Below are 21,325 nucleotides of genomic sequence, written 5' to 3'. Positions count from 1 at the left end.
AATCCGTGCGCAACCTAATTGTCGCGGCGGTGGCCGAACAATTGGAGCAGCATCATGAAGAGATTGATGAAATCAAGGTAAAGTGCCAGCGCGCCGAGCACGGCCTTCTTGCCGGCGATTTCGCCGGTGTCCGATTCAAGATACATCTCCTTGATGCGCTGTGTGTCGTAGGCAGTGAGGCCTACGAACACGATGACGCCGATGATCGAGATAGCGAACTGAAGCGCGCTCGATCCGATGAAGATATTGACGAGGGATGCGATCACGATACCGATCAGCCCCATTATGAGGAACGATCCAAAGCGAGAAAGATCGGATCTGGTCGTATAGCCGTAGAGGCTCATCGCGCCGAAGGTTGCCGCCGTGATGAAAAACACACGCGCAATCGATTCCCCGGTGAACACCAGGAAGATGCCTCCCAACGAGAGTCCCATGACGGCGGCATAGAGCCAGAACAGCAGCATCGCCGTTCCTGCGGCCATACGCTGGATCCCGATGCTCAAGACCAGCACGAAGCCGAGGGGCGCCAGCATGACAAGCCAAATCAATGGCGTCGCCGCGATAGACTGATAGAAACCAGAAGCCGCGGCCAGGTAGGCCACGAGGCCGGTCAGCGCGAGGCCACCGGCCATATAGCCGTAGATGCGCTGCATATGGGCCCGCAAGCCGGCATCGATCTCGGCGACCGATGGTCGAAAGCCCGCGTCACGTGACTTGCGAGCATCAAAATCATAATAGCTCATGGCTTATACCTGTGCGGTTCATCTCGACTGATCGAGCAGCCTTGAACGTCAATTGCCGACAAGCCTGCTAATTCGTACGCAATGCGCGCTCGTTCCGTACCTGGTCAGCGGTATAGGGCACAGCGTTTGGATCGAACGCTTGCCAGCCCGACCTGCGGTATAGCTCGCAACGTTCCTGAAGCCTTACCGCTGACCGGTTCATAATCGAATCTATTCGCGGCACTTCGGCCGGTGGCACCCGCGCGGCGATCAATGTTCCTCCGCGGCGAACGCCCTCGGCAAAGACGTGCGCATCTTCTTCGTTGATGCCGGCATTGGTCAGCGCTCCCAGCAGGCCGCCGGTGACGCCACCGATCGCCATGCTACCCAATATCGCCGCAAACCATCCCATGCCCACCACCGCGCCGATCCCGGGAAGCGCTAGCATCGTAACGAGACTGGCAGCTGTCGCCGCCGTTGCGCCGATTGCAACCCCAACGGCCGCACCCTCGAACTTTCCGTCGCGGGCGGTCTCGCTGCTCGCATCCTGTTTCCGCAAAGGTACAATATTCGTGCTCTCGGTAGCCACGTACCATGCGTCGGAATTGTTTGAAATCATGCTGGTCTCGGAAGACGGCAGGCCCGCGACCTCAAGCGCGACGATGACCCGGCGTGCGTCAGCATATGAATCATAGAGACGGCAGATAGTGATTGGCATGACACGCTCCCGTTGCGTGAAAGTGCCACGGATCGGCCGCTGACAGATTGGCAGGTACCGTTAGCGCCGCTATTCTTGTCCATTGCGGTGAAAGGTTACCTTGACGAGCGTCAACGGAACATGGCGGATTTCGTCGAGTTGCGCGGACTCGCCTCGCTTGCGACGCTGAGGATTCGCGTTGGCCAGAGATGAGGGGCGCACCCCTGCGGAACAATCGTACTGCCTTTGCGCTCCACCTTCGCGAGAAACGACCTCACCGTGCCTGACGGCGTGTTCCCGGGGTCCAGCGCTCACGCCGCAGCAAAGCGATCATCTGCCTGCGGCGATCTCGCAGGATCCGGCTGACACCGCCATTTGCACGGCTGCCTGCCAGTCTTGCCACGATGTCGGATCGACTGGCGTCCCGTCGACCCACTTCAAGCTACCGAGCAAAAATGCGATCTGCTCGACGGGCCTACCATGGCGACGCCAAACAGCCTCGAGAAAGACGCGGATCGCCTCATAGCCTTCAATCACCGTAATAGAATCGGTTGCGTTGAACGTGGCCATATCCATTGACTCCGAGTTGCACCCGTCATTCGGATTTCTGCCGCGTGGCGCAACTGTCATAGCGTTCGGGACAAAATGCTTACCCTTCATCCGGCTCGTCACATTGACGGTTGTCAGCCGCTGAGCGGTGAAACATTTTTTTGCAATTGGCGGAACTTGATGCTCATCAAGGCACTGACAACTCGGGACAACAAGCTAGGTGCGAAGCGCATCGGAGCTGCGCATGGCCGACGACCTAATGATCAAGACACTGGTCGTGATACTTGCCTCGATCTGCGCCATCAGCCTGGTCGCGCGTCTGAGATTTGCGGCCGCCGGCGGTTACCTGCTGGCCGGCTTGGTAATCGGGCCGCACGGTTTACAACTCATAGCCGCAAGCGATGAAGCAAGGTTTCTGGCCGAGCTCGGCATCATTTTTCTAATGTTCATGGTGGGCCTTGAGTTTTCGCTCTCGGCAATGATTGCCGCACGCCGCGACGTTTTCGGCGCCGGCGGTCTGCAAGTCGGGTTAACCGTTTTTATCGTGACAGGAATTGCGGCGCTTTCGGGTGTGAGCTTATCCGGCGCGGTGCTGCTTGGTGGTGCAGTTGCGATGTCATCGACCGCCATCACGCTCAAGCAATTGGTCGACGAGGGGGAGGTCAGCAGCCAACAAGGTCGTCTCGTGCTGGGACTCCTGCTCTTTCAGGATCTTGCTATCCTTCCCTTTCTCGTTGTGCTGGGTGCGTGGCAACCAGGCGGTGGGCCGGAACCGTTGGGAGCACTGCGCCAGCTCGCAACAGCGACGATTGCACTCGGCTCCGCGGCTTTCGTCTGCAAACCGGTTTTTCGCACCTGGCTTACCTGGGTTGCCCGGACGAACTCGTCGGATCTATTTCTGCTCACGGTTTTGTTGCTCGCGCTCGGTACGGCGTTCGTCGGACATGTCGCCGGTCTTTCCGGGCCAATCGGAGCATTCCTCGCCGGTATGGTGGTCGGCGAAAGCGACTTCCGTCATCAGGTAGAGGACGATATCCGACCCTTTCGTGACATCCTGTTGGGCCTATTCTTCGTCACCGTCGGCATGGAGGTGGATCCCTCAACCGTGGTTGTGGCGCCTATGACCGTCCTCGCCTGGATAGCCGTATGCCTGCTAGGAAAGGCCTTCGTCGTGATCCTGGTTGGTGCAATCATGCGCTGGCCAGCGCCGGTCGCGGTGCGAGCTGCCCTTATTCTAGCACACGGCGGAGAAGCCGGTTTACTTCTACTCACACAGGCGATGCGAGTGAACGCCTTGGAAGCGAGCGTTGGGCGGCCCGCTCTCTTGGCCCTAGCGGTGACCATGGCGCTCGGTCCAGTGCTGATTCAAGCGAGTTCCCGATTTACAGAACTCGTTCGCGGAGCATCACATCGCCTCAAGGCGCATGCCGAAGAGGCTGCCATCCGCCAGGAAAGCCGAGATCTCAGTGATCACGTTATCCTGTGTGGCTGTGGACGCGTCGGCCGTCCAGTGGCGCTCGTGCTGGAGGCGGCAAGGGCTCCGTACGTTGCGATCGAGTCTGACCTAATGCGCTTTCGCAGGGCAAAACAATCTGGACACAAGGTCGTCTTCGGCGACGCGGGCCGCAAACGGGTTATGGAAGCTGCCGGCGTCGCCCAAGCGCGCCTCGTCGTCCTAACGTTCGATCGACGTCATTTGATTGAACGCATACTTCACTATGTGCGCCAGCAAAATCCAGCGGCATCCTCCGTCGTAAGTGCAGCCGATGATCAGGGAATTTCTTCGCTGGCGCTGGCGGGCGCCAGCACCGTGTTTCCAGAGAACATCGCGGCCGGCCTCGCGCTGGCTGACCAAGTGCTCCTTGTTTGCGGTTTCTCCCAGGATGATGCCGCACGCATCATCACTGCAGTTCGAGCCGAACTCCATCCGGAACTGCGTGGGCACGTCGGCCTCTGAACCGCCAGATCCCATACGTTGGAAACTAGACCAAGCACAAGTCCAGCCCGCAACGTTCGGGCAACACTATTGCATAGCCCATGCTGACGCGCTGGTTACTCTCGCTGCGCTCGATTTCCTAAGCGCGATTTGGCGCACGCCTCCCAAAGAGCAACGATGCAATGATCCCGCTTGCCAAAACGATCGCTACGGCACCGAGAGTAAAAAACATGCTGGTCGGACCTTCAACGAAAACGTCTTTCAGCAGTAGCTTGAACCCGATCATCACCAGGAGCAGCCCAAGCGAGGTTCTGAGATAACGAAACCGGTCTACGGCTCCGGCCAGCGCGAAATAGAGCGAACGCAAGCCGAGCAACGCCATGATATTGCTCGTGAACACGAGGAACGAATCGCGCGTGATGGAAAAAATCGCTGGGATAGAATCCAGAGCAAAGATCAGATCAGACGCCTCGATCATGATCAATGCCAGCGCAAGCGGCGTAAGGGCTAGTTGCCCACTTCGCCTCACGAAAAATCGTTCACCCGCGAATTTCGGCAGCACAGGAAAGAAGCGGCTTATCCATCTAATGATCGGATCCTTTTCAATATCCGAAGGGTGTCCGACCAGTCCCATCCTGAGACCGCTGACAATCAAGAACGCGCCGAAAAAGTAGAGAATCCAGTCACCGCGCTCGATTAACGCGGTGCCGCCAAGAATCAACACGGCGCGCATGATTACTGCACCCAAGATTCCCCAATATAGTACGCGATGCTGAGACGCGATCGGAATGCGGAAGTACGAGAAAATCAAGGCGATGAAAAAAGAGATTGTCCAGGCCGAGCGACTTTTCGATCAGGAAGCCTGTAAAGAATAGAACCGCGGCCGTTCGCCCGTCTGGTTCACTCCCGGCAAGATCGAGCCCGAACCAATGATTCTCATAGAGAAAAAAGATCACGACATTGAAAGCGAGAGCGATGGTGATCCACCCCGCGCTCAACATCAGTGCCTCCTTGAAAGCTATTGTGCGAGCCTCGCGATGAAATACCCCGAGATCCAATGCCACCAAGAAGAATACGAAGAGAATGAATGCCACCCACAGCCACATCAGGAACCTCCAGGTTCCGAAGACCCTAAGTGCTGGTACCGCGCCCCACTTTTGCACGTACTGCACTTACTGGACCAATCCTACCGGTTCCCCTGCGCTTCGCATTGACGGAGGCCAAGTCGCGAAGACACTCTGTGGATGAGACCGCCAGCCCCGCGCCACGCTAACAAATCGACCCACGCGGCAGATGCCGCTCCTCCGATCGGCATGCGCGGCTGCGTTCAGACACGGTGCCGGCCAGGTCGAGACTTTGCTGGCTTTCTCTCCCTGATCTCCTTCATGCTGCGGGCGGTAAGAACAGAGCGATCGAAACGAGCGCTCTCGATGTCCCACGACGGATCAGCGTACTCGTCGCGACTTTTGATGAGCAACCAATAGTCTCTTCGGCCAGAATTCATGGATCGATTTTTGGTTTGGATCAACGTGAAACCGCCGCGCAGTTTTTCTCCCTGCAGCACAATTTGAACTTTGCCGCGAGCCAGTTGCTCCTCTGGCGGCTGATTTTCCGCCGGCTCATACTTTCCCAAGTCCCAGACCATCACGATCCCTGCTCCGTATTGGCCGGACGGGATCACGCCTTCGAACTTCGCATATTCGAGCGGATGGTCCTCCGTCCTTACGGCCAAGCGCTTGTCCGCAGGGTTCATTGAAGGGCCTTTTGGCACTGCCCAGGATGCCAAAACCCCATTTACGGCGAGCCGGAAATCATAGTGAAGCCGGCTGGCAGCGTGTTTTTGAACCACAAAGGCACGCGTGCGATCGCGTCGCCGCACTCGCCCGACCGGCTCGGGCGTTTCCGTAAAGGCTCTTTTGCCTCGATATGATGCGAGCGACACCTGTTGTCCTTTAGGCCGATTTAGAGTTCCGCCGACGGTATTTGGCGATTTCGCCTCATTGCACATCAGTCCTCACGCACGACACCCTCCGGCCGCTTGTCATCCCGCAGGCCGAGAAATCGAGGGTGTCTTAACTTACCTCCTACCGTCCACTCGGTGAATCCGATCTGCGCGACGAGCTTCGGCTTCACCCAATGCACGCCGCGCCGCGGCGACCCATCCTCGGCAAAGGGAGAAATCGGCGTCTCCAGCCGAACGAGCTTTTTGCCAAGACGCCGCAGCAGATCGTCGGCGAACCCCGTCCCTACCTTCCCGGCATACACGAGCTTTCCACCGCGGTAGTAACCCAGCAACAACGCTCCGAACCGGCTGCGACTCCCTCGTGGATCGGTGTAACCGCCAATGACGAACTCCTGCTCTCGCTTGCATTTGAATTTGAGCCAGTCGCGCGTTCGCCTGGACACGTACACACTGTCCGGGTCCTTTGCGATGATACCCTCGCCTCCCGTCCGACACGCCTGTCGGTAGTAATCCTCGCCTTCAGTTGTGCGATGTTCCGTGAGCCGCAAGGCGTCATGGAAGTCGAAGGCCTGGCGAAGTACTTGCTTTCGGTACCGGAGCGGAACCCGCCGGATGTCGTATCGGTCCAGGTAGAGCAGGTCGAACAGATAAAACCATACCGGCACCTTGCGAACCAGTTCAGTCGGCGGACGCACCACCTGCATGCGAGCTTGCAGCTTTGCGAAGCTGGTAATCTGGCCGTCGAACGCGACAATCTCACCATCCGCAATAAAGGACGTGGCTTCCTGCTGATACACCGCCTCAATCACCTCGGGATATTTTGCATTCAGTCGAATTCGATTCCGCGAAAAGAGAGCGAGATCGCGACCTCGGCGAAAGGCGAGGCAGCGCTCCCCATCCCATTTCGGCTCAAATATCCATCGCTGTCGCGAGAAGACGTCGTTCGTAAGCGTCGCCAACATGGGCGCAATCCATGCTGGCTGTGCGCGCTTTCGAAGCCGGGCCCTGGCGTCAGTGGGTAGTCGGTCGAGCAAATCGCAGCCGAACATGGCTCTCACCGACCAACCGGAACGCAAGCGAAAGCCCCGGCGTTAGTACCACTTGGACCTCGAAAGAAGTTGCTCGACACCATCGTTTTGCCTCACCAGAACGGCTCCAACCGTCTAAAGCGACGAATATGCTTTCTGATTTTCGGATGGCGTTCAGCAAGAACCCGCTCGTGCCAACCTAGCACGATCCCTCCCGCACGATTGATCGCGCGAACATCCCGCTCTGTTGCGTTAGCAATCTGATCAACAAGATCGTGGGCGACGCGAACGTCATTTGTATAGCCGAGATCGTCCTGCAAAGACTTCAAATACCCGACGAACGTTCGAATTCTGGCCCTGCTAAACAGGCTTCCGAGAAATTCGACGATGTAGTGCAAATGCTTCAGCGCGATACGCAGCCTGTGCCGCTGAGCTGCCGTCAACTCTTCGAACTTCTTGCTACGTTTGCAAGCCTTGCGGTAATGCCGATCGATCAGGTCGGGAGCAACATCGACGATAGGCGCTAAAAGAACGACCGCATGTTCTGATATTTCCTGATGGCGCCACCCACGGGCCGCAAACCATCGCAACAGCCGCAACATTGACGCAGCGTATCTTTCGGACAGGATCGCTTGTTTAACATGCTCAAGCGCCGCATCTCGCTGGCGCTCCGTGGCATCGATGAGGTGTTCGAGGTCTGAGCCGGCAGGCAATGCATGAGTGACCGCGCCGACCAGGGAGGCGGCAAAACTGTCCAGATTGCGCACTGGAGCGAGGGAGTGAGCGAGCCATCTCAATTCCTCCGAGGCCCAGTGGTAATGCTTCTCCTGCAGGAGCCGCTTCAAGGCCAAAAGCGCGGAGCGAAGACGGCGAACGGCGACCCGCGTCTGGTGGATGCCTTCCGGATCACCGGTGAGAACGGCCTGTTCGTTGCTAAGAACGTGGGTGAGGCAGTGTCGCCCGATGCGTTGTAGCGCCGCCTCGACGCTCATGGCAGGATCGAGCGTGATAGGTCCCACATGAACTGCCTGCGGTATCAACCTATCGGCTCCAAGCAGTCGATACCCTCGCTCGGCCTTGCTGCAAGGCTCGATGCGGATTGGCTCAGTTTCGAGCAGTTGCAACGCTACATCGAAGATCACTCGCGGATCGCCCTCCTTGAGCTCAAGTTCGATTTCACTGACCGGCGCGCCTGCGCCGCGGTTGCAAATGCGGATCTCTCCCTCGTCAATGGCCGCCTCGATCCGCGCGGATGGGTCCCGGCTAATTTCGATCGTTGTTCGGGTGACTATCGTCGTGAAGACGGGACGCAACTCCTCATCGCGGACCAGGTCGCGCAGCCACCTGCCAGTCATCGGCGCATCGAGAATCGGCCATTTGCTCCGGATATGGTCATCCCACTCGCCCCTCTCTAAAGTATCCAACCGAGCTGGATCTTCGACCTTGACGGTCTGAACGAACTCCGAGCCCTGCTTGCGCACCCGAAGCGATAACCGCTCGCGGTGGAGCGCAAGCGTAGGTGTGTCGTAGTACGTACTGACCAGCGTCGATCGGGCCTTCGATTTTGCGGTCGGCATCGCCAGGAGCACGCGCTTCAGCTTTTCGAACTTCTCCGGCGGTGCGGCGAGTTTCAGTTCGAACTCGGTTGAAATGGGACTTCTCCTTGCACGCAGTTAGGGATCATGCGCGCTGTTGATGGGAGCGGCGAAGGGGCCGAAGAACCCGCGCTAAATTCTCACGCCCGGTTCCGTCCATGCTGCCGCTGACGATTTTTGCACAAAATTGTCGAGAACAGCAGCCGCCCCCGCAGCAACGATGCCGACGACAAAGCATGCGACGATGAACGCGCGCATTCTATTTCTCCTGTTTTCGGTTACATCGAACGCAAGATGAACACTATCCCGTTCCGCTATTACTCGCGCTCTCGTCTTACTTTCCGATGCGAGGACGTTTGCTGGTCACGTTGGCGCTTGACGAAAGGCCGATCGACATGATGCTCGGCGATGAACTGAGCGACAATTTCCACGACTTCGGGCGGCATTGGCAAGGCTTCGACAAGGTTGGTACCGGCATTGGTGAACGCTTCTCCCTCAGCTGGATCGGCCGTTACGGCGAGGATTTCATGCGGCCCTCGCTCCGAGGCAACAGGACGCAAGGCTGTCCATAATGCTGGCGTTCCCGACGCGAGATTGTCGCGATAGTTGGCAGTCTCGGTTCGATGCAGTTCGATCACGGCTTGACCTACAAAAAACAAGGTCGTGTCCTCTCGCGTGTCAACTGGTGTCCAAGGAGCGGCCGTTGGTGTTCCGGCAAGCACTGAAACCGGTCCCCACAGAAAGTCGGCCCAGACGCTCTTCGCCTTGCGCTGTTCAACCAAGACGCCAACCGGAATGACCGCAAGAGCTGTTGATCTCATTGAAGCGCCTCCTTTCGGACCGCCGGAAATTCTCCTTCTGCAGGGTGACGATGCGCCAGATGCATCGCGCCGGCTGGGATCGAAGCGCGCAGTCCCGCCAACGCTCATTCCGGCGCAGTCGCCGAAGGCGATCTCAACCGGACTTCATTTGCGAGTTGTTGAGCGATCCAATGATCGTGGTGTTCTTTAGCCCAGTTGAGATCGACCTCGCCGGTACCCATGGCCTCGAATGCACCCTCCATTCCGATCGTACCGATATAGATGTGGGCCAAGATCAGGGCGATGAGCAGAACGGCCACCACAGTATGAACGATCTGCGCGAGTTGCATCCCGGCGATGCCAAATCCAAAAAAAGGAAACAGCATCAGGAACCCCGATACGGAGACGGCAACGCCGCCCGCCATCGAAAGCCAATAGACAAGCTTCTCGCCAAAGTTAAAGCGTCCGGCTGGGGCATGTCTGTTCTTGATGAACCCCCCTCCCTGCTTGATCCAGTCGAGGTCAAGTTTTTGGAACAAATTGTCCCTGAAGAAGATCACGACAAGGAGGACGAGGCCGATCGCAAACGAGAAGCCTGTGAAGTCGTGCACGTACTTTGCCGCCTGCGAGACGAGCGTGAACGCGTCCGGGCCGATCACCGGCAACAGCAAAACCTTGCCGAAGGTGATGTTAAGGCCGGTCAAGGCAAGAACGACGAACGACACCGCCGCCAGCCAATGCACGAATCTCTCAAACGCCTTGAAGCGAAGGATTCTCTTTCCCGAGCGCCCCTCGGCAATCCGGATCTGTCCCACACTCAAGTACGCCAATCCAAGGATCGCGATGGTGCCGAGGATTATGACCGCGCTGGCCCGATGCAACAGCACCTCATGGACATACTGCCACGTTCGTCCAGCCGGTTCGATCAAAACACCGGCCCTGGGGTCGGGAATATCTACCCGACCTTCGACACGGGGGGCCTCCTTCAGAAGCGTCTGCTCATCGATGACGCTGGCTGTTGGGTTAGGGGCGCCATCCGGGCCGTGTTTTTGAGCTTGGGCCGGAACCGCCGCGGCAATCGAAAGGAGCGCGACCGCGACCACAAGAAGGCGAACACGCACAGGAAACGCCATGACGATCAACTTCTCCGCATTTCCACCTAACATTGCGACTCTGCGTTGCGGTTCAAACTTGAACTCCCTCGCCATAAGCAGTCGTCCAGCCCCATGAGCCAGAGCCGTAACCCCGCTTGAATACTCGTTCCTTGTAGATTTGAGCAATGACTTCGCCGTCGCCTGCCAGCAACGACTTGGTCGAGCACATCTCGGCGCACATCGGTAGCTTGCCCTCGCCGAACCGGTTCGATCCATATTCTGCGAACTCCTCGGCACTGCCCGGCGCTTCGGGTCCGCCGCCGCCGGCGCAGTAGGTGCATTTATCCATCTTGCCGCGCGAGCCGAAATTGCCGACCTGCGGGTATTGCGGCGCGCCGAATGGGCACGCATAGAAGCAGTAGCCGCAGCCGATGCACAGATCCTTCGAATGAAGCACGACGCCGTCTTCGGTCGGATAGATGCAGCTGACCGGGCAGACAGCCGCGCACGGCGCATCGGTGCAGTGCATGCAGGCCATCGACACCGAGCGCTCGCCGGGCTTGCCATCGTTGATGGTGACGACCCGCCGGCGGTTGATCCCCCAAGGCACCTCGTTCTCATTTTTGCATGCGGTTACGCAGGCGTTGCAGTCGATGCATCGCTCCGCGTCGCAAAGGAATTTCATGCGCGCCATCGTTTTCCTCCTCTCATTCTGCCCGGATCTGGCAAAGGGTCGCCTTCGGCTCCTGCATGCCGGTCGCTGGATCGTAGCCGTAGGTCGTAAGCGTGTTCACGCTCTCGCCGAGCACGATCGGATCGCTGCCTTTCGGATATTTCAAGCGCAGATCGGCGCCCTGGTACCAGCCGGCGAAATGAAACGGCATCCATGCAACGCCCTTGCCCACCCGCTCGGTCACGAGAGCTTTCATGCGGGTCCTTGCGTTGTTCTCCGGGCCGGTGACCCAGACCCATCCGCCGTCCCTGATGCCGCGCTCGCCCGCATCTGCTGGATTGATCTCGACGAACATGTGCTGCTTCAGTTCGGCGAGCCACTTGTTGGATCGCGTCTCCTCGCCGCCGCCTTCATATTCCACCAGCCGGCCGGAACTCAGGATCAACGGGAATTCCTTGGCGATACCCCTGTCGACCGCGGCCTTTTGCACGGAAAAGCCGATATTGGGCACGCGGAACTGCCGGGCGTCCGGCAGGGTCGGATAGCCGGCGACCAGATCAGCACGTGGCGTATAGATCGGTTCGCGATGGACGGGAATTGGATCGGGAAGATTCCAGGCGATCATGCGCGCCTTGGCGTTGCCATAGGGCGAACAGCCGTGCTCGATCGCCACCCGCTGGATGCCACCCGATAGGTCGTTCGCCCAGGACACGGCATCGGGATTGGCGGAATTGACACGCTGAATCATTTCCATCTCCTGCGGCGCGAGGTCCTTGTCCCAGCCGAGCTTCTTGAGCACGGTCAAGGTGAACTCCGGATATCCGTCCTTGATTTCAGAACCGGCCGAATATGAGCCCTCGGCGAGAAGGTTGTCGTGCACCTCCCTTTCGACCTCGTGCCCATTTTCCATCACCTTGCGCTTGACGATGCGCTCGACACCAAACCGGGCGCGGAAAGTGCCGCCGCCTTCCTTCACAGGCAAGTCGGTGTTGTAAAGGATCGGTGTGCCCGGATGTCTGAACTCCGGCGTTCCCCAGCACGGCCATGGTAGGCCGTAATAGTCTCCGCCGACTTCCGGATCATCCTTCGGTGCTCGCAGGGTGACCAGGTCGAACTTGGCCTGGTTCGTCATATGGGCTTTGAGCCGTTCGGGAGATTGCCCGCAATAGCCCGTCGACCAACCGCCCCGGTTGATCTCGCGCAGGATATCCTCCGCCGATACCGCGTTGTTTTCGACCTTGATGTTCTTGAACATCCGGTCGGCAAAGCCGAATTTGCGAGCGAACAGATACATCGTATCGTAGTCGTTCTTCGACTCGAAAATCGGTTCCACGATCTTCTCGCCCCACTGCAGGGAACGATTAGAGGCAGTGCGCGACCCATCCATCTCGAAGCTGGTGCAGGCCGGCAGAAGGTAGCTGCCGTTCTTGCGCTCCGAGAGCACCGACCATGCGGTCGGATAGGGATCGCAGACCACGAGGAGCTCGAGTTTCTCCATTGCGCGGACGGCTTCCGGCATTCGGGTGATGGTGTTGACGCCATGCCCCATCACGAACATCGCCTGCAAATTGTCGGGCTGGCTGACCTGATCCTTCGGCAACAAGGTCGCATCGAACCAGCGCGTGCTCGGAATGCCTGGTGTTTCCATCAGCGTCTTGCTGGGAAAGCGTGATCGCATCCATTCGTAATCCACTTCCCATACCCGGCACCAATGCCGCCAAGCATCCTCGGCCAGACCGTAATAGAGCGGCAACGTCGTCACATCGAGGCCAAGATCGGTGGCGCCCTGCACATTGGTGTGGCCGCGGAAGATATTGGCGCCGCTTCCAGGGTGTCCAACGTTACCGGTGGCGAGCAGCAAGATGCAGCTGGCCCGGACATTGGCGGTGCCTGTCGAGAACTGCGTCTGTCCCATCGCCCAGAGCATCGTCGCGGGCTTCTCCTTGGCGAAGATTTCGGCGATGTGCCTGACCTGCGCTTCAGGCAGGCCGGTAACACGTTCGACCTCCTGCGGCGTCCACTTCGCCACCTGCTTGCGGATTTCATCGACACCGTATGTGCGCTGTTTCAGAAATTCTTTATCTTCCCAGCCGTTTTCGAAAATATGCCACAGCATTCCGTAGATCGTGGCGATATGAGTGCCGGGACGGACACGAACATACTCGGTCGCATGTGCTGCCGTTCGTGTCATGCGCGGATCGACGACGATAAGATTGGCGCGGTTGAGTTCCTTGCCCTCAAGAATATGCTGAAGCGAGACCGGATGCGCCTCCGCAGGATTGCCGCCCATTTGAAGAATGGTCTTGGCGTTGCGAATATCGTTGTAACTATTCGTCATCGCGCCATAGCCCCAGGTATTGGCGACCCCAGTGACCGTCGTGGAGTGGCAGATACGCGCCTGGTGATCGGAATTGTTGGTTCCCCAGAATGCCGCGAGCTTGCGATTGAGGTAGGCTGCTTCGTTGGTGAATTTCGCTGAGCCCAGCCAGTACACAGAATCTGGCCCGGATTTCTGGCGAATGTCCAATAGCCTGTCGCCGGTCTCATCGATCGCCGTTTCCCAGGAAATGCGGGTCCATCGGCCATCCACGAGTTTCACAGGGTAACGCAGGCGGCGCTCACTCAACACGTCGTCGCGAACCGCTGCGCCCTTGCAGCAGTGCGATCCGCGATTGATGGGGCTATCGTAGTCAGGCTCCTGCCCGATCCACATGCCATTCGCGACTTCCGCAATAACCGAACAGCCAACCGAACAATGCGTGCAAATATTTTTCCTCGTTGTAACCGTTGTCCCCGGAGGAGGCTGTGGGCCGGCCTCAGCCTTGCGTATGCCGCCGAGTGGAAGACTTCCGAGCGTAGCCAATGCGCCCGCAGCGACGCCGGAGCGCCTCAGGAAAGTGCGTCGATCCAACTCACTGCCTGATCCGTTGGACCGCGCGCCAGCGATGTCTGCGCGGCCTCGATGACGTTCCGACCTTTTGATGAGCACGAACGCCTCCCTTATCGGGTGGGATAGCTGTTGACACGGTAAAAGTTTTTGACCTCCGCCGAGTTGGCTTGGTAGCGGGCCTTGCGCTTCTCACTGAGATCAACAGCCCTGGCGGTCGCCGGCTCCCTTATCACGGTGCTAACGGCCGCGGCTCCCACACCGCCCATCGCAAAGCGAAGCAGATCGCGCCGGTCCACGGTCGTCAGAAGCCGTCTTTGCACGTGAGTGCCCTTGCAAAAGATTCGAGCGCCAAAGCTGACTGGTTTCGTCTTCCGTCTTGAGTAGCGCCTTGGCAACGGGTCTGAAAATGACGGACGTCAATTCCGAAAGGTCAAACAGATTCCAAGGACGACGGCGTTGGCATGGAATGTGGCGACGGCGTAAATACCGCCGGTGACAAATGGGCGGATAGAACGAATAAGCGGCACGTTCTATCGATGGACATTTGATGCCTGTCAACGACAGCACCGTTGGTAAATATCAAGATGCTGACAACCCCGACTGCGGTACGTAGCGGTACGTAGACGTGAACGCTCGCAAATTACGAGCCTTGATCGATTCGAGGCTCATCTTGATCCTGGCGTAGCAATCGAGAACTGGTGCCGGCTATGATTCATTCAGTGATCGTGCGAATTGTCGATTTCTGCGCTCGCAATCGGTGGACTATCGTTATTGCCGGCACGCTGCTGATGCTTGGAGCCGCGGCCTTTGATGCCGCCCGCTTCTCGATCAATACTGACATAGAGGGCTTGATTTCCCAGGATCTGCCATGGCGTCAGCGCGAGCTGGAATTGTCCAGGGCTTTTCCGAGGAAAGGCATTCTGGTTGTCGTGAAAGCGACGGCGCCTGAAAACGCCGCGCGAGCGGCTAGCGCGCTGGCGCAGGCCCTCTCGAAAAACGCTGATCTGTTTCACACCGTGGAATTACTCGACAGCGGGGATTTTTTCGAACGCAATGGATTATTGTTCGAGTCTCCGGCCGACGTCAAAAGGACCGCGGAGGGATTGACGAGAGCCGAGCCGCTCATTGCGGCGCTCGCAAGCGATCCGAGTCTGCGCGGCGTTATGACGGCGCTCTCGTTTGCGGCCGAGGGCATCCGGGCAGGCCAAATCACGCTGGATCAGCTTGCGTGGCCTCTGTCATTGGCAGATCGAACACTCAGCCAGGTTCTGTCCGGGAAGCCGGCCACATTGTCCTGGCAGGAACTGTTGGAAAATCAGCCGCCGCCGGCAAGGCGGCTGCGGCACCTTATCGGAGTTCAACCCACGCTCGATTTTGCCGCGCTTCTGCCTGGTCACAAGGCGGAAGACGGAATACGGCAAGCAGCTTCCGATCTGGACCTGCAAAACAAATTCGGCGCGACGGTTGATCTAACCGGTGAGGTGCCGATGAATGATGATCAATTCTCGGTCATCAGATACAGCGCTGTGCGCGATACGCTGACGGCGGTGTCCGGCGTTCTGATCATTCTCTGGCTGGCTCTTCGTTCCTGGAAAATCATTGCCGCGGTCTTCTTCAGCCTGATAGCGGGGCTTGCGGCGACGGCCGCTCTCGGCCTCGTTCTGGTTACCTCTTTCAATTTGCTCTCGATCGCATTGTTCGTGCTGTTTGTCGGCCTCGGAGTAGATTTCGCCATCCAATTCAGCGTGCGCTATCGCGCCGAACGGCACGAGCACCCTGACTTGTACGACGCTCTTCGATCGGCTGCCCGCAAGGCGGGCAATCCGCTCTCATTGGCTACCGCGGCCACCGCCATCGGATTTTTCGCATTTCTGCCCACCAGCTATCGCGGCCTGTCGGAGTTGGGCCTGATCGCCGGTTGCGGCATGCTGGTCGCATTCGCCTGCAGCATCACATTGGTACCGGCGAGCCTGGCGCTGCTCAAACCTCCAGGCGAGCCCGCGCCGGTTGGCTTTCGAAGCCTCGCACCGCTCGACAATTTCCTTCAACGGCATCGCATTGCGGTAATCGTTGGCACGTTTCTAGTCGTTCTCGCCGGTATACCGCTGTTGTTCCATTTGGAGTTCAACTTCAATCCAGTCGATCTGCAAAATCCGAATTCTCCTTCCGTGGTGACCTATCGTGAATTGCAGAACGAGCCGGAAGCCAGCGGCAACGATGCTCAGGTATTGGCGCCGTCACTCGAAGGGGCGGATGAAACGGCCAAACGTCTGGCTGCACTTTCCGAAGTCTCACGAACATTGACGCTGAGCAGTCTGATCCCAGCCGATCAAGACGAGAAAATTGCCGCGTTGAAGGCCGCCTCGAAACAGCTTGGCCGAGCCCTCAATCCTCCGATGCGGCGGCCTGGCCCGAGCGATCGGGAGAATATTGTTGCGATTCAAAAGGCAGCCGCCGACGTTCTTGGCCTGGCCGCAGGAAATGGAAACGACTCCGGCGCCGAGGCCGCACGGCATGTTTCGGATTTGCTGAGGCGCCTCGCGAGCGCAGATGCCGGCATCCGGGCCAAGGCTGATGCCGCGATCGTGCAACCGCTGATTTACGATCTCGACCTTCTACGCAAATCTCTTGTCCCGGAAGTGGTGACTATCAAGACGATGCCGCCAGATCTCATGCGCAATTGGGTATCGTCAGACGGCAGAGCCCGCGTTCAGGCACTGCCAACGGGCGATCCAAACGATACCAACGTGCTGCGAAATTTCGCGACCGCAGTACTTCGTATTGAACCGTCGGCGGCGGGGGGGGCGATCAGCCTCTATGAAGCTGCGAGGACAGTCATGTCAGCTTTTGTAGAAGCAGGTGTTCTGGCAATCAGTTCGATCGCCATTCTGCTTCTTATAGCGCTACGGCGCTTGACCGATATGCTGCTGACACTCATCCCCCTCCTCCTCGCCGGCGTCCTTACGCTCGAGGCTTGCGTGCTGCTTGGCGTCTCGCTCAATTTCGCAAATATCATCGCACTTCCGCTGCTGCTCGGCGTCGGCGTCGCATTCAAGATCTACTACGTCATGGCGTGGCGCGCCGGAAGAATCGGCCTGCTACAATCGACGCTGACCAGGGCGGTACTATTCAGCGCCATGACCACCGCGATTGCGTTCGGGAGCATGTGGGCGTCGAGCTATCCCGGCATGTCGAGCATGGGCAAGCTGATGGCCTTGTCGCTGCTGTGCACGATGTGGGCCGCGGTGTTCTTCCAGCCGGTTCTGATGGGGCCGCCGCGGCAAGTGAAGGTATATTCTGATCAGGACGCAAATTGGCGCCAAGCCGCGGAATAGGCGTCAGTGCCACCACAAGACTTCCGACGCAAAGTCGACGACGACGCGCTCGGAAAGACATGCGCGAAATGGACGCCGAAGTCCTTTCTGCGGTTCGAGTCCCATTCTGAAGTTCGCCGGCGCGGCGGGAGAAATGTGACGATGGGCACGGCACTCCGGTCAATGGAGTTTTGACGGCCGTCAAGGACAATTCCATTGGCGATCCCCATCATGGAGTTATCCATCCTGAATGATGATGATATGTTAACCAGGACAACTCTCAGGACAACGACACTGGCCATATTCGTGGCCGCCCTCCTGCATTCCGCGGTACCAAGTGATGCCCTACAAAGCCCCTTCTCAGGCTTGAGCGGGAGTTGGTCGGGCGGCGGCTTCATCAAACTGGCTAGTGGCCAACGTGAACGCCTACGCTGCCGGGCGACCTATGGCGTCACCGAAAGCGATACACGACTGCAGCAACACTTGCGCTGCGCAAGCGACAGCTACCGATTCGATGTCGATAGCAACATTGTTTCAGAAGGCGGGGCACTGCATGGAACCTGGACCGAAACCAACCGCAACGCCTCCGGTAGTGTTTCCGGCCGCGTGAGTGGTGGCGAGATCCAGGCCAGAATTGACGGTGCCGGATTTTCAGCCCGTTTGACCCTGAATACGCGAGGTGACCGGCAATCCGTGGTGATTGAGTCGCCGGGTCACGATATCACTGAAGTCTCTGTCGCGCTCGCCAGAACAAGGTGAGGAGAACTCGATCTCTCCACTATCGGTAAAACGGCTTGCCGCCCACCCGCTGTGCAAGTCTGCCCAAAAACGTCACCGTCGGCCGCAGGATCAAGAGGTCTGCGGCCAACGCCGCGAGCATGGCGAACGCGCTCAACCAACCGAACAGGCGGAGCGACGGCAGACCCGAGAAGACGGTTACAATCAGGCCACACGCAAGCACGATGGACGTCAGAATTAAAGGCGGACCAACCAGGACGGTTGCCCGCTCAACGGCAACGGCCGGATCCTCATACGGTCGTTCCTCGTGCCGTAGCCGATTCAAAAAGTGAATGGTAGCGCTCAAGCCCAATCCAAAAGATACCGTCAGCGCCACCACGCTCGCGAACTGCAGGCCTTCTCCCAGAATCCATAACACCAATCCAGAGAGCACGATCGGGAATATTCCGGGCGGGATGCTCGCCAGCATGACGACGAACGAGCGGAACGCGAGACCGATGAAGGCGGCGACAAACAGGAACTCAAGCGTCAGACCTCTGTTCAACTTGTTGATCATGAGGGCGCTGTTGCGGGCGGCAATAGCCGACAGTCCCGTCACGGCTACTTTGTAGCTGGGATGCTTTGCGCGGACAACATCCAGCGCTTTGTCGAGGCCTTCGATGACGGGCAGAAGCTGACTGGAATCGACGTCCGGAATGCGGCCGGAAACCAGAATGGCGTCCTGTTCCGCAGAAATGAAGCGACGCGTCAGATATTCGGCAGGATATCGACATACTGCTTCAGCGTCGCCACGTCGGACTTGCCCATCTTCTCCGCAAGCCAGCGCCGCAGTGTCTCCAGCGACCATACATTGGCGACGCCAGGCTGCTTCTCAAGGGTCGAATGCACCTCCGCTATCACGGCAAGCGTTTCCGGATCGTAAAGTGATTTGCCGTCGGGAACCTTGATCAGGATATCGATCGGATTGGCACCATTGAGCTTGGCATCGAGACGATGGCTCGCGGCAACGGCCTGCTCCCTGTCGGGCACCTGATCGGCCAATCGATAGCGAGGTTGAAGATTGGCGTAGACTAGCCCAAGGCCGCTGACAACCAGGACGCCGAGCAGGCTGTACAGCCCTGGCCGGCTCACCATCCGGGCAGCAACCCAGAAACAGAAACGCCGCAACACGTCTAAAGCGGAGTCCGCGCCTCTGACTTCCACAACAAACATCGCTTCGTTCCGGACCAGCAGAACACCGAGAAGCGGCACCAACATCAGAACCGCGAACATGGCAATCAGAGTTGCGACCAGGCCGGCCTCGCCGAACGTCCGGATCAGATCGGATTCTGAAAATTGCAGCGCAATAAACGAAAGACCAGCCGTCACATGCGTCAGCACGCATGCCGGCCCGACCACAAGCATGGCGTTGCGAAATGCCTGGAACCTCCCCTCGCCCTGTAGCAGCCGGTCGCGGCCTGCGAACGTCAATTGCATGCTGTCCGAAAAACTGATCACCATGATCAGCGGCGTCATGACGTTGAGAAACATGTTGAGGCGAAAATCAAGCCAGCCAAGAGCGCCGAGAGCCAGCACGATGGCGATCAACGGTGGGCCGGCGGCGATGATCATGAATGACAACCGGCGGAAGAACAGGATGGCGATCAAAGCTCCAGCTGCGAATCCGAATACATTGTAGAGCAGCCGATCGCGCTCCACGGCATTGCGGATCTCGAGCTGCATAACCGGTACTCCGGACAGGCGAGCGGTAAGTCTGCTGCCGGCCAGGTCATTATCGATTGTTTTCTGTATTTCGCCGATGACGTCGCGCAAACGGCTGCTCGCAACGACATCCGGATCCAGTGCGAGCACAATGAGCGTCAATTGTCCATCTTCGGACAGCAATTTACCGCGAATGATCTCGTTGTTCAGTACTCGCTGGACCAGCCGGTCATATTCGGCGCCGGCAGGGAGTTGATCCGGAAACAGCGGCGCGGGCAAGTCGGTGCCCTTTGGCGGCTCGCGCGCCGAAAACAACGAGATAATGCCTCTTGTGCCTTCGATCAGTTGCAGGTCGGTAACTAGATCGCGCAGCTTTTCGACCGAATCGCGCACAAGCAGATCTTTGCCCTCCACCACGATGAGGACGTCGAATTCGTTCGACGGGAAGCGCCGCGTCACTTCTTCGAACGTCCTGAACTCGGGTGTCTCGGACCGGAACAGCTGGCTAAGGGAGTCATCGACCTTGATACGCGCTATCCCGGATGTTCCCACTATCAACAGCACGACGGTGGCAAGCCCAACGAGCCATGGAAAACGTAGCGAGACCAGACCGATGCGCTCGAGACCGTATGCGATGCTCCGCGAGGCGCCGATTAGACGCGAGGTGGGCTCTGGCTCTGTATATCGCGACGTATCCATGTTCGGTGGCCTGCGAGATGAGCATCCACGCGGTCAGCTGTACTTGCCGCGAGTTTTCGGAAGTCTGCGACCATCTCCGCGCAGCGACCATGACGGGCGTCAAATCCAAGTTCCCAAGCGATCGAGCTCGATTTTCAGTTCATCATCCTTGCTTGCGCGTTCGGAGCTTCGCGTTATCAAACTCCCTGCGACGGAGCACGTCGGGCCGGCCTACCCGGTCCCAGTGGCTTACCCGGCCACAATGAGATAGCGCTTGAACCAATCGCACGCCAAGCGCGCTACCTCATCCAGCGCTCCGGGTTCTTCGAACAAATGCCCTGCTGCGATTACAATCGCCAATTGCTTTTCGCAGCGCAGCTGCTCGAGAGCAGCCCGATTTAGCTCAAGGACTTGCTTGTCGTCTTCTCCAACGATCAATAGCGTTGGAGCCCGAACGCGCGTCAAGGCCGCACCGGCCAGATCCGGTCGGCCTCCGCGCGAAACAACCGCCCCTACTCGATCGGGGCGGATCGCTGCAGCCGCCAGCGCGGCTGCGGCCCCGGTGCTGGCGCCGAAATAGCCTATTGGGAAGTTCTTGGTATCGGGGAACTGGATGAGCCAGTCGGTTATATCGACGAGCCTTTCGGCGAGCAGGTCGATGTCGAAGCGCAAGTGTGCCGTGCGCGCATCGACCACTTCCTCGTGCACCGTTAACAGGTCGATCAGCACGGTTGCCAGTTTCGCCTCGTTGAGCACACGGGCCACATACCGGTTGCGGGGGCTGTGGCGGCTGCTGCCGCTCCCGTGGGCGAAAAGCACCACCGCACCTGCGTCCTCCGGCATGGTCAGATTGCCGTTAAGCGTCACGGAACCAGCAGGGACGCTGATCAATTGCCCCTCAATCATGTGAGCTGCGGAACTGTTCATGGCATGCTTCCTTTTCGCTG

At 58.5% G+C, this 21,325-nt stretch carries 17 protein-coding genes and 1 pseudogene; 3 read left to right on the top strand and 15 right to left on the bottom strand.

Annotated elements, in window-relative coordinates; all coding sequences use genetic code 11:
- Window positions 1-14: 14 nt before the first annotated feature.
- The 3 genes from QA635_RS08170 to QA635_RS08160 form a co-directional block, all read right to left on the bottom strand.
- The gene (locus QA635_RS08170) at window positions 15-743 is read right to left on the bottom strand and encodes a Bax inhibitor-1/YccA family protein (RefSeq protein ID WP_283068264.1); all 729 of its coding nucleotides are present in this window, start codon (window positions 741-743) and stop codon (window positions 15-17) included.
- 67 nt (window positions 744-810) lie between these two features.
- A complete protein-coding gene (locus QA635_RS08165) occupies window positions 811-1,440 on the bottom strand; it encodes a hypothetical protein (RefSeq protein ID WP_283068263.1) in 630 nt (209 codons plus the stop codon).
- A 309-nt stretch (window positions 1,441-1,749) separates the two neighbouring features.
- Window positions 1,750-1,995, bottom strand: a complete 246-nt coding sequence (locus QA635_RS08160) for a hypothetical protein (protein ID WP_283068262.1) — start codon at window positions 1,993-1,995, stop codon at window positions 1,750-1,752.
- Between the two features lie 217 nt (window positions 1,996-2,212).
- Between QA635_RS08160 and QA635_RS08155 the strand changes: the two genes are divergently transcribed.
- A complete protein-coding gene (locus tag QA635_RS08155) occupies window positions 2,213-3,925 on the top strand; it encodes a cation:proton antiporter domain-containing protein (RefSeq protein WP_283068261.1) in 1,713 nt (570 codons plus the stop codon).
- 118 nt (window positions 3,926-4,043) lie between these two features.
- Here the strand turns inward: QA635_RS08155 and QA635_RS08150 are convergent, their stop codons facing one another.
- The 10 genes from QA635_RS08150 to QA635_RS08105 form a co-directional block, all read right to left on the bottom strand.
- Complete coding sequence (locus tag QA635_RS08150) at window positions 4,044-4,688, bottom strand: TerC/Alx family metal homeostasis membrane protein (RefSeq protein WP_283071521.1); 645 nt, start codon at window positions 4,686-4,688, stop codon at window positions 4,044-4,046.
- Window positions 4,588-5,010 carry a TerC family protein gene (locus QA635_RS08145; protein WP_283072207.1) on the bottom strand — a complete coding sequence of 141 codons (423 nt, stop codon included), beginning with the start codon at window positions 5,008-5,010 and terminating at the stop codon, window positions 4,588-4,590. The genes QA635_RS08150 and QA635_RS08145 overlap by 101 nt, the downstream gene beginning before the upstream one ends.
- A 221-nt stretch (window positions 5,011-5,231) precedes the next feature.
- Entirely contained in the window at window positions 5,232-5,912 is a 681-nt protein-coding gene (locus tag QA635_RS08140; RefSeq protein ID WP_283068260.1) for a DNA polymerase ligase N-terminal domain-containing protein, read from the bottom strand.
- A complete protein-coding gene (gene ligD / locus QA635_RS08135; protein WP_283068259.1) occupies window positions 5,912-6,829 on the bottom strand; it encodes a non-homologous end-joining DNA ligase in 918 nt (305 codons plus the stop codon). The genes QA635_RS08140 and ligD overlap by 1 nt, the downstream gene beginning before the upstream one ends.
- 179 nt (window positions 6,830-7,008) lie before the next feature.
- Window positions 7,009-8,484: a CYTH and CHAD domain-containing protein gene (locus QA635_RS08130; protein WP_283068258.1), complete on the bottom strand. Its 1,476-nt coding sequence runs from the start codon at window positions 8,482-8,484 to the stop codon at window positions 7,009-7,011.
- 138 nt (window positions 8,485-8,622) lie between these two features.
- Window positions 8,623-8,748 carry a hypothetical protein gene (locus QA635_RS08125; protein WP_283068257.1) on the bottom strand — a complete coding sequence of 42 codons (126 nt, stop codon included), beginning with the start codon at window positions 8,746-8,748 and terminating at the stop codon, window positions 8,623-8,625.
- Window positions 8,749-8,807: 59 nt separating this feature from the next.
- Complete coding sequence (locus QA635_RS08120; protein WP_283068256.1) at window positions 8,808-9,311, bottom strand: DUF3305 domain-containing protein; 504 nt, start codon at window positions 9,309-9,311, stop codon at window positions 8,808-8,810.
- A gap of 104 nt (window positions 9,312-9,415) precedes the next feature.
- Window positions 9,416-10,423, bottom strand: coding sequence for a formate dehydrogenase subunit gamma (locus QA635_RS08115; RefSeq protein WP_425249178.1), 1,008 nt, complete (start codon window positions 10,421-10,423; stop codon window positions 9,416-9,418).
- Between the two features lie 52 nt (window positions 10,424-10,475).
- Complete coding sequence (gene fdh3B / locus QA635_RS08110) at window positions 10,476-11,078, bottom strand: formate dehydrogenase FDH3 subunit beta (RefSeq protein WP_283068254.1); 603 nt, start codon at window positions 11,076-11,078, stop codon at window positions 10,476-10,478.
- A gap of 13 nt (window positions 11,079-11,091) precedes the next feature.
- On the bottom strand, window positions 11,092-14,046 hold the full coding sequence (locus QA635_RS08105; RefSeq protein ID WP_425249139.1) for a formate dehydrogenase subunit alpha: 2,955 nt from the start codon (window positions 14,044-14,046) through the stop codon (window positions 11,092-11,094).
- Between the two features lie 608 nt (window positions 14,047-14,654).
- Between QA635_RS08105 and hpnN the strand changes: the two genes are divergently transcribed.
- Together hpnN and QA635_RS08095 are read left to right on the top strand one after the other, a co-directional pair.
- The gene (hpnN, locus tag QA635_RS08100) at window positions 14,655-17,282 is read left to right on the top strand and encodes a hopanoid transporter HpnN (RefSeq protein ID WP_283068253.1); all 2,628 of its coding nucleotides are present in this window, start codon (window positions 14,655-14,657) and stop codon (window positions 17,280-17,282) included.
- Between the two features lie 195 nt (window positions 17,283-17,477).
- Window positions 17,478-18,020: a hypothetical protein gene (locus QA635_RS08095; protein WP_283068252.1), complete on the top strand. Its 543-nt coding sequence runs from the start codon at window positions 17,478-17,480 to the stop codon at window positions 18,018-18,020.
- A 19-nt stretch (window positions 18,021-18,039) separates the two neighbouring features.
- Here QA635_RS08095 and QA635_RS08090 read toward each other — a convergent pair.
- A pseudogene (locus QA635_RS08090) lies at window positions 18,040-20,399 on the bottom strand (efflux RND transporter permease subunit).
- A 228-nt stretch (window positions 20,400-20,627) separates the two neighbouring features.
- Complete coding sequence (locus tag QA635_RS08085) at window positions 20,628-21,305, bottom strand: dienelactone hydrolase family protein (RefSeq protein WP_283068251.1); 678 nt, start codon at window positions 21,303-21,305, stop codon at window positions 20,628-20,630.
- Window positions 21,306-21,325 lie beyond the last annotated feature (20 nt).

The organism is Bradyrhizobium brasilense (assembly GCF_029714345.1).
Lineage (GTDB): Bacteria > Pseudomonadota > Alphaproteobacteria > Rhizobiales > Xanthobacteraceae > Bradyrhizobium > Bradyrhizobium australafricanum.
Note: the sequence above shows the minus strand (reverse complement) of the source record. Positions and strands in the feature narration are given on the sequence as shown.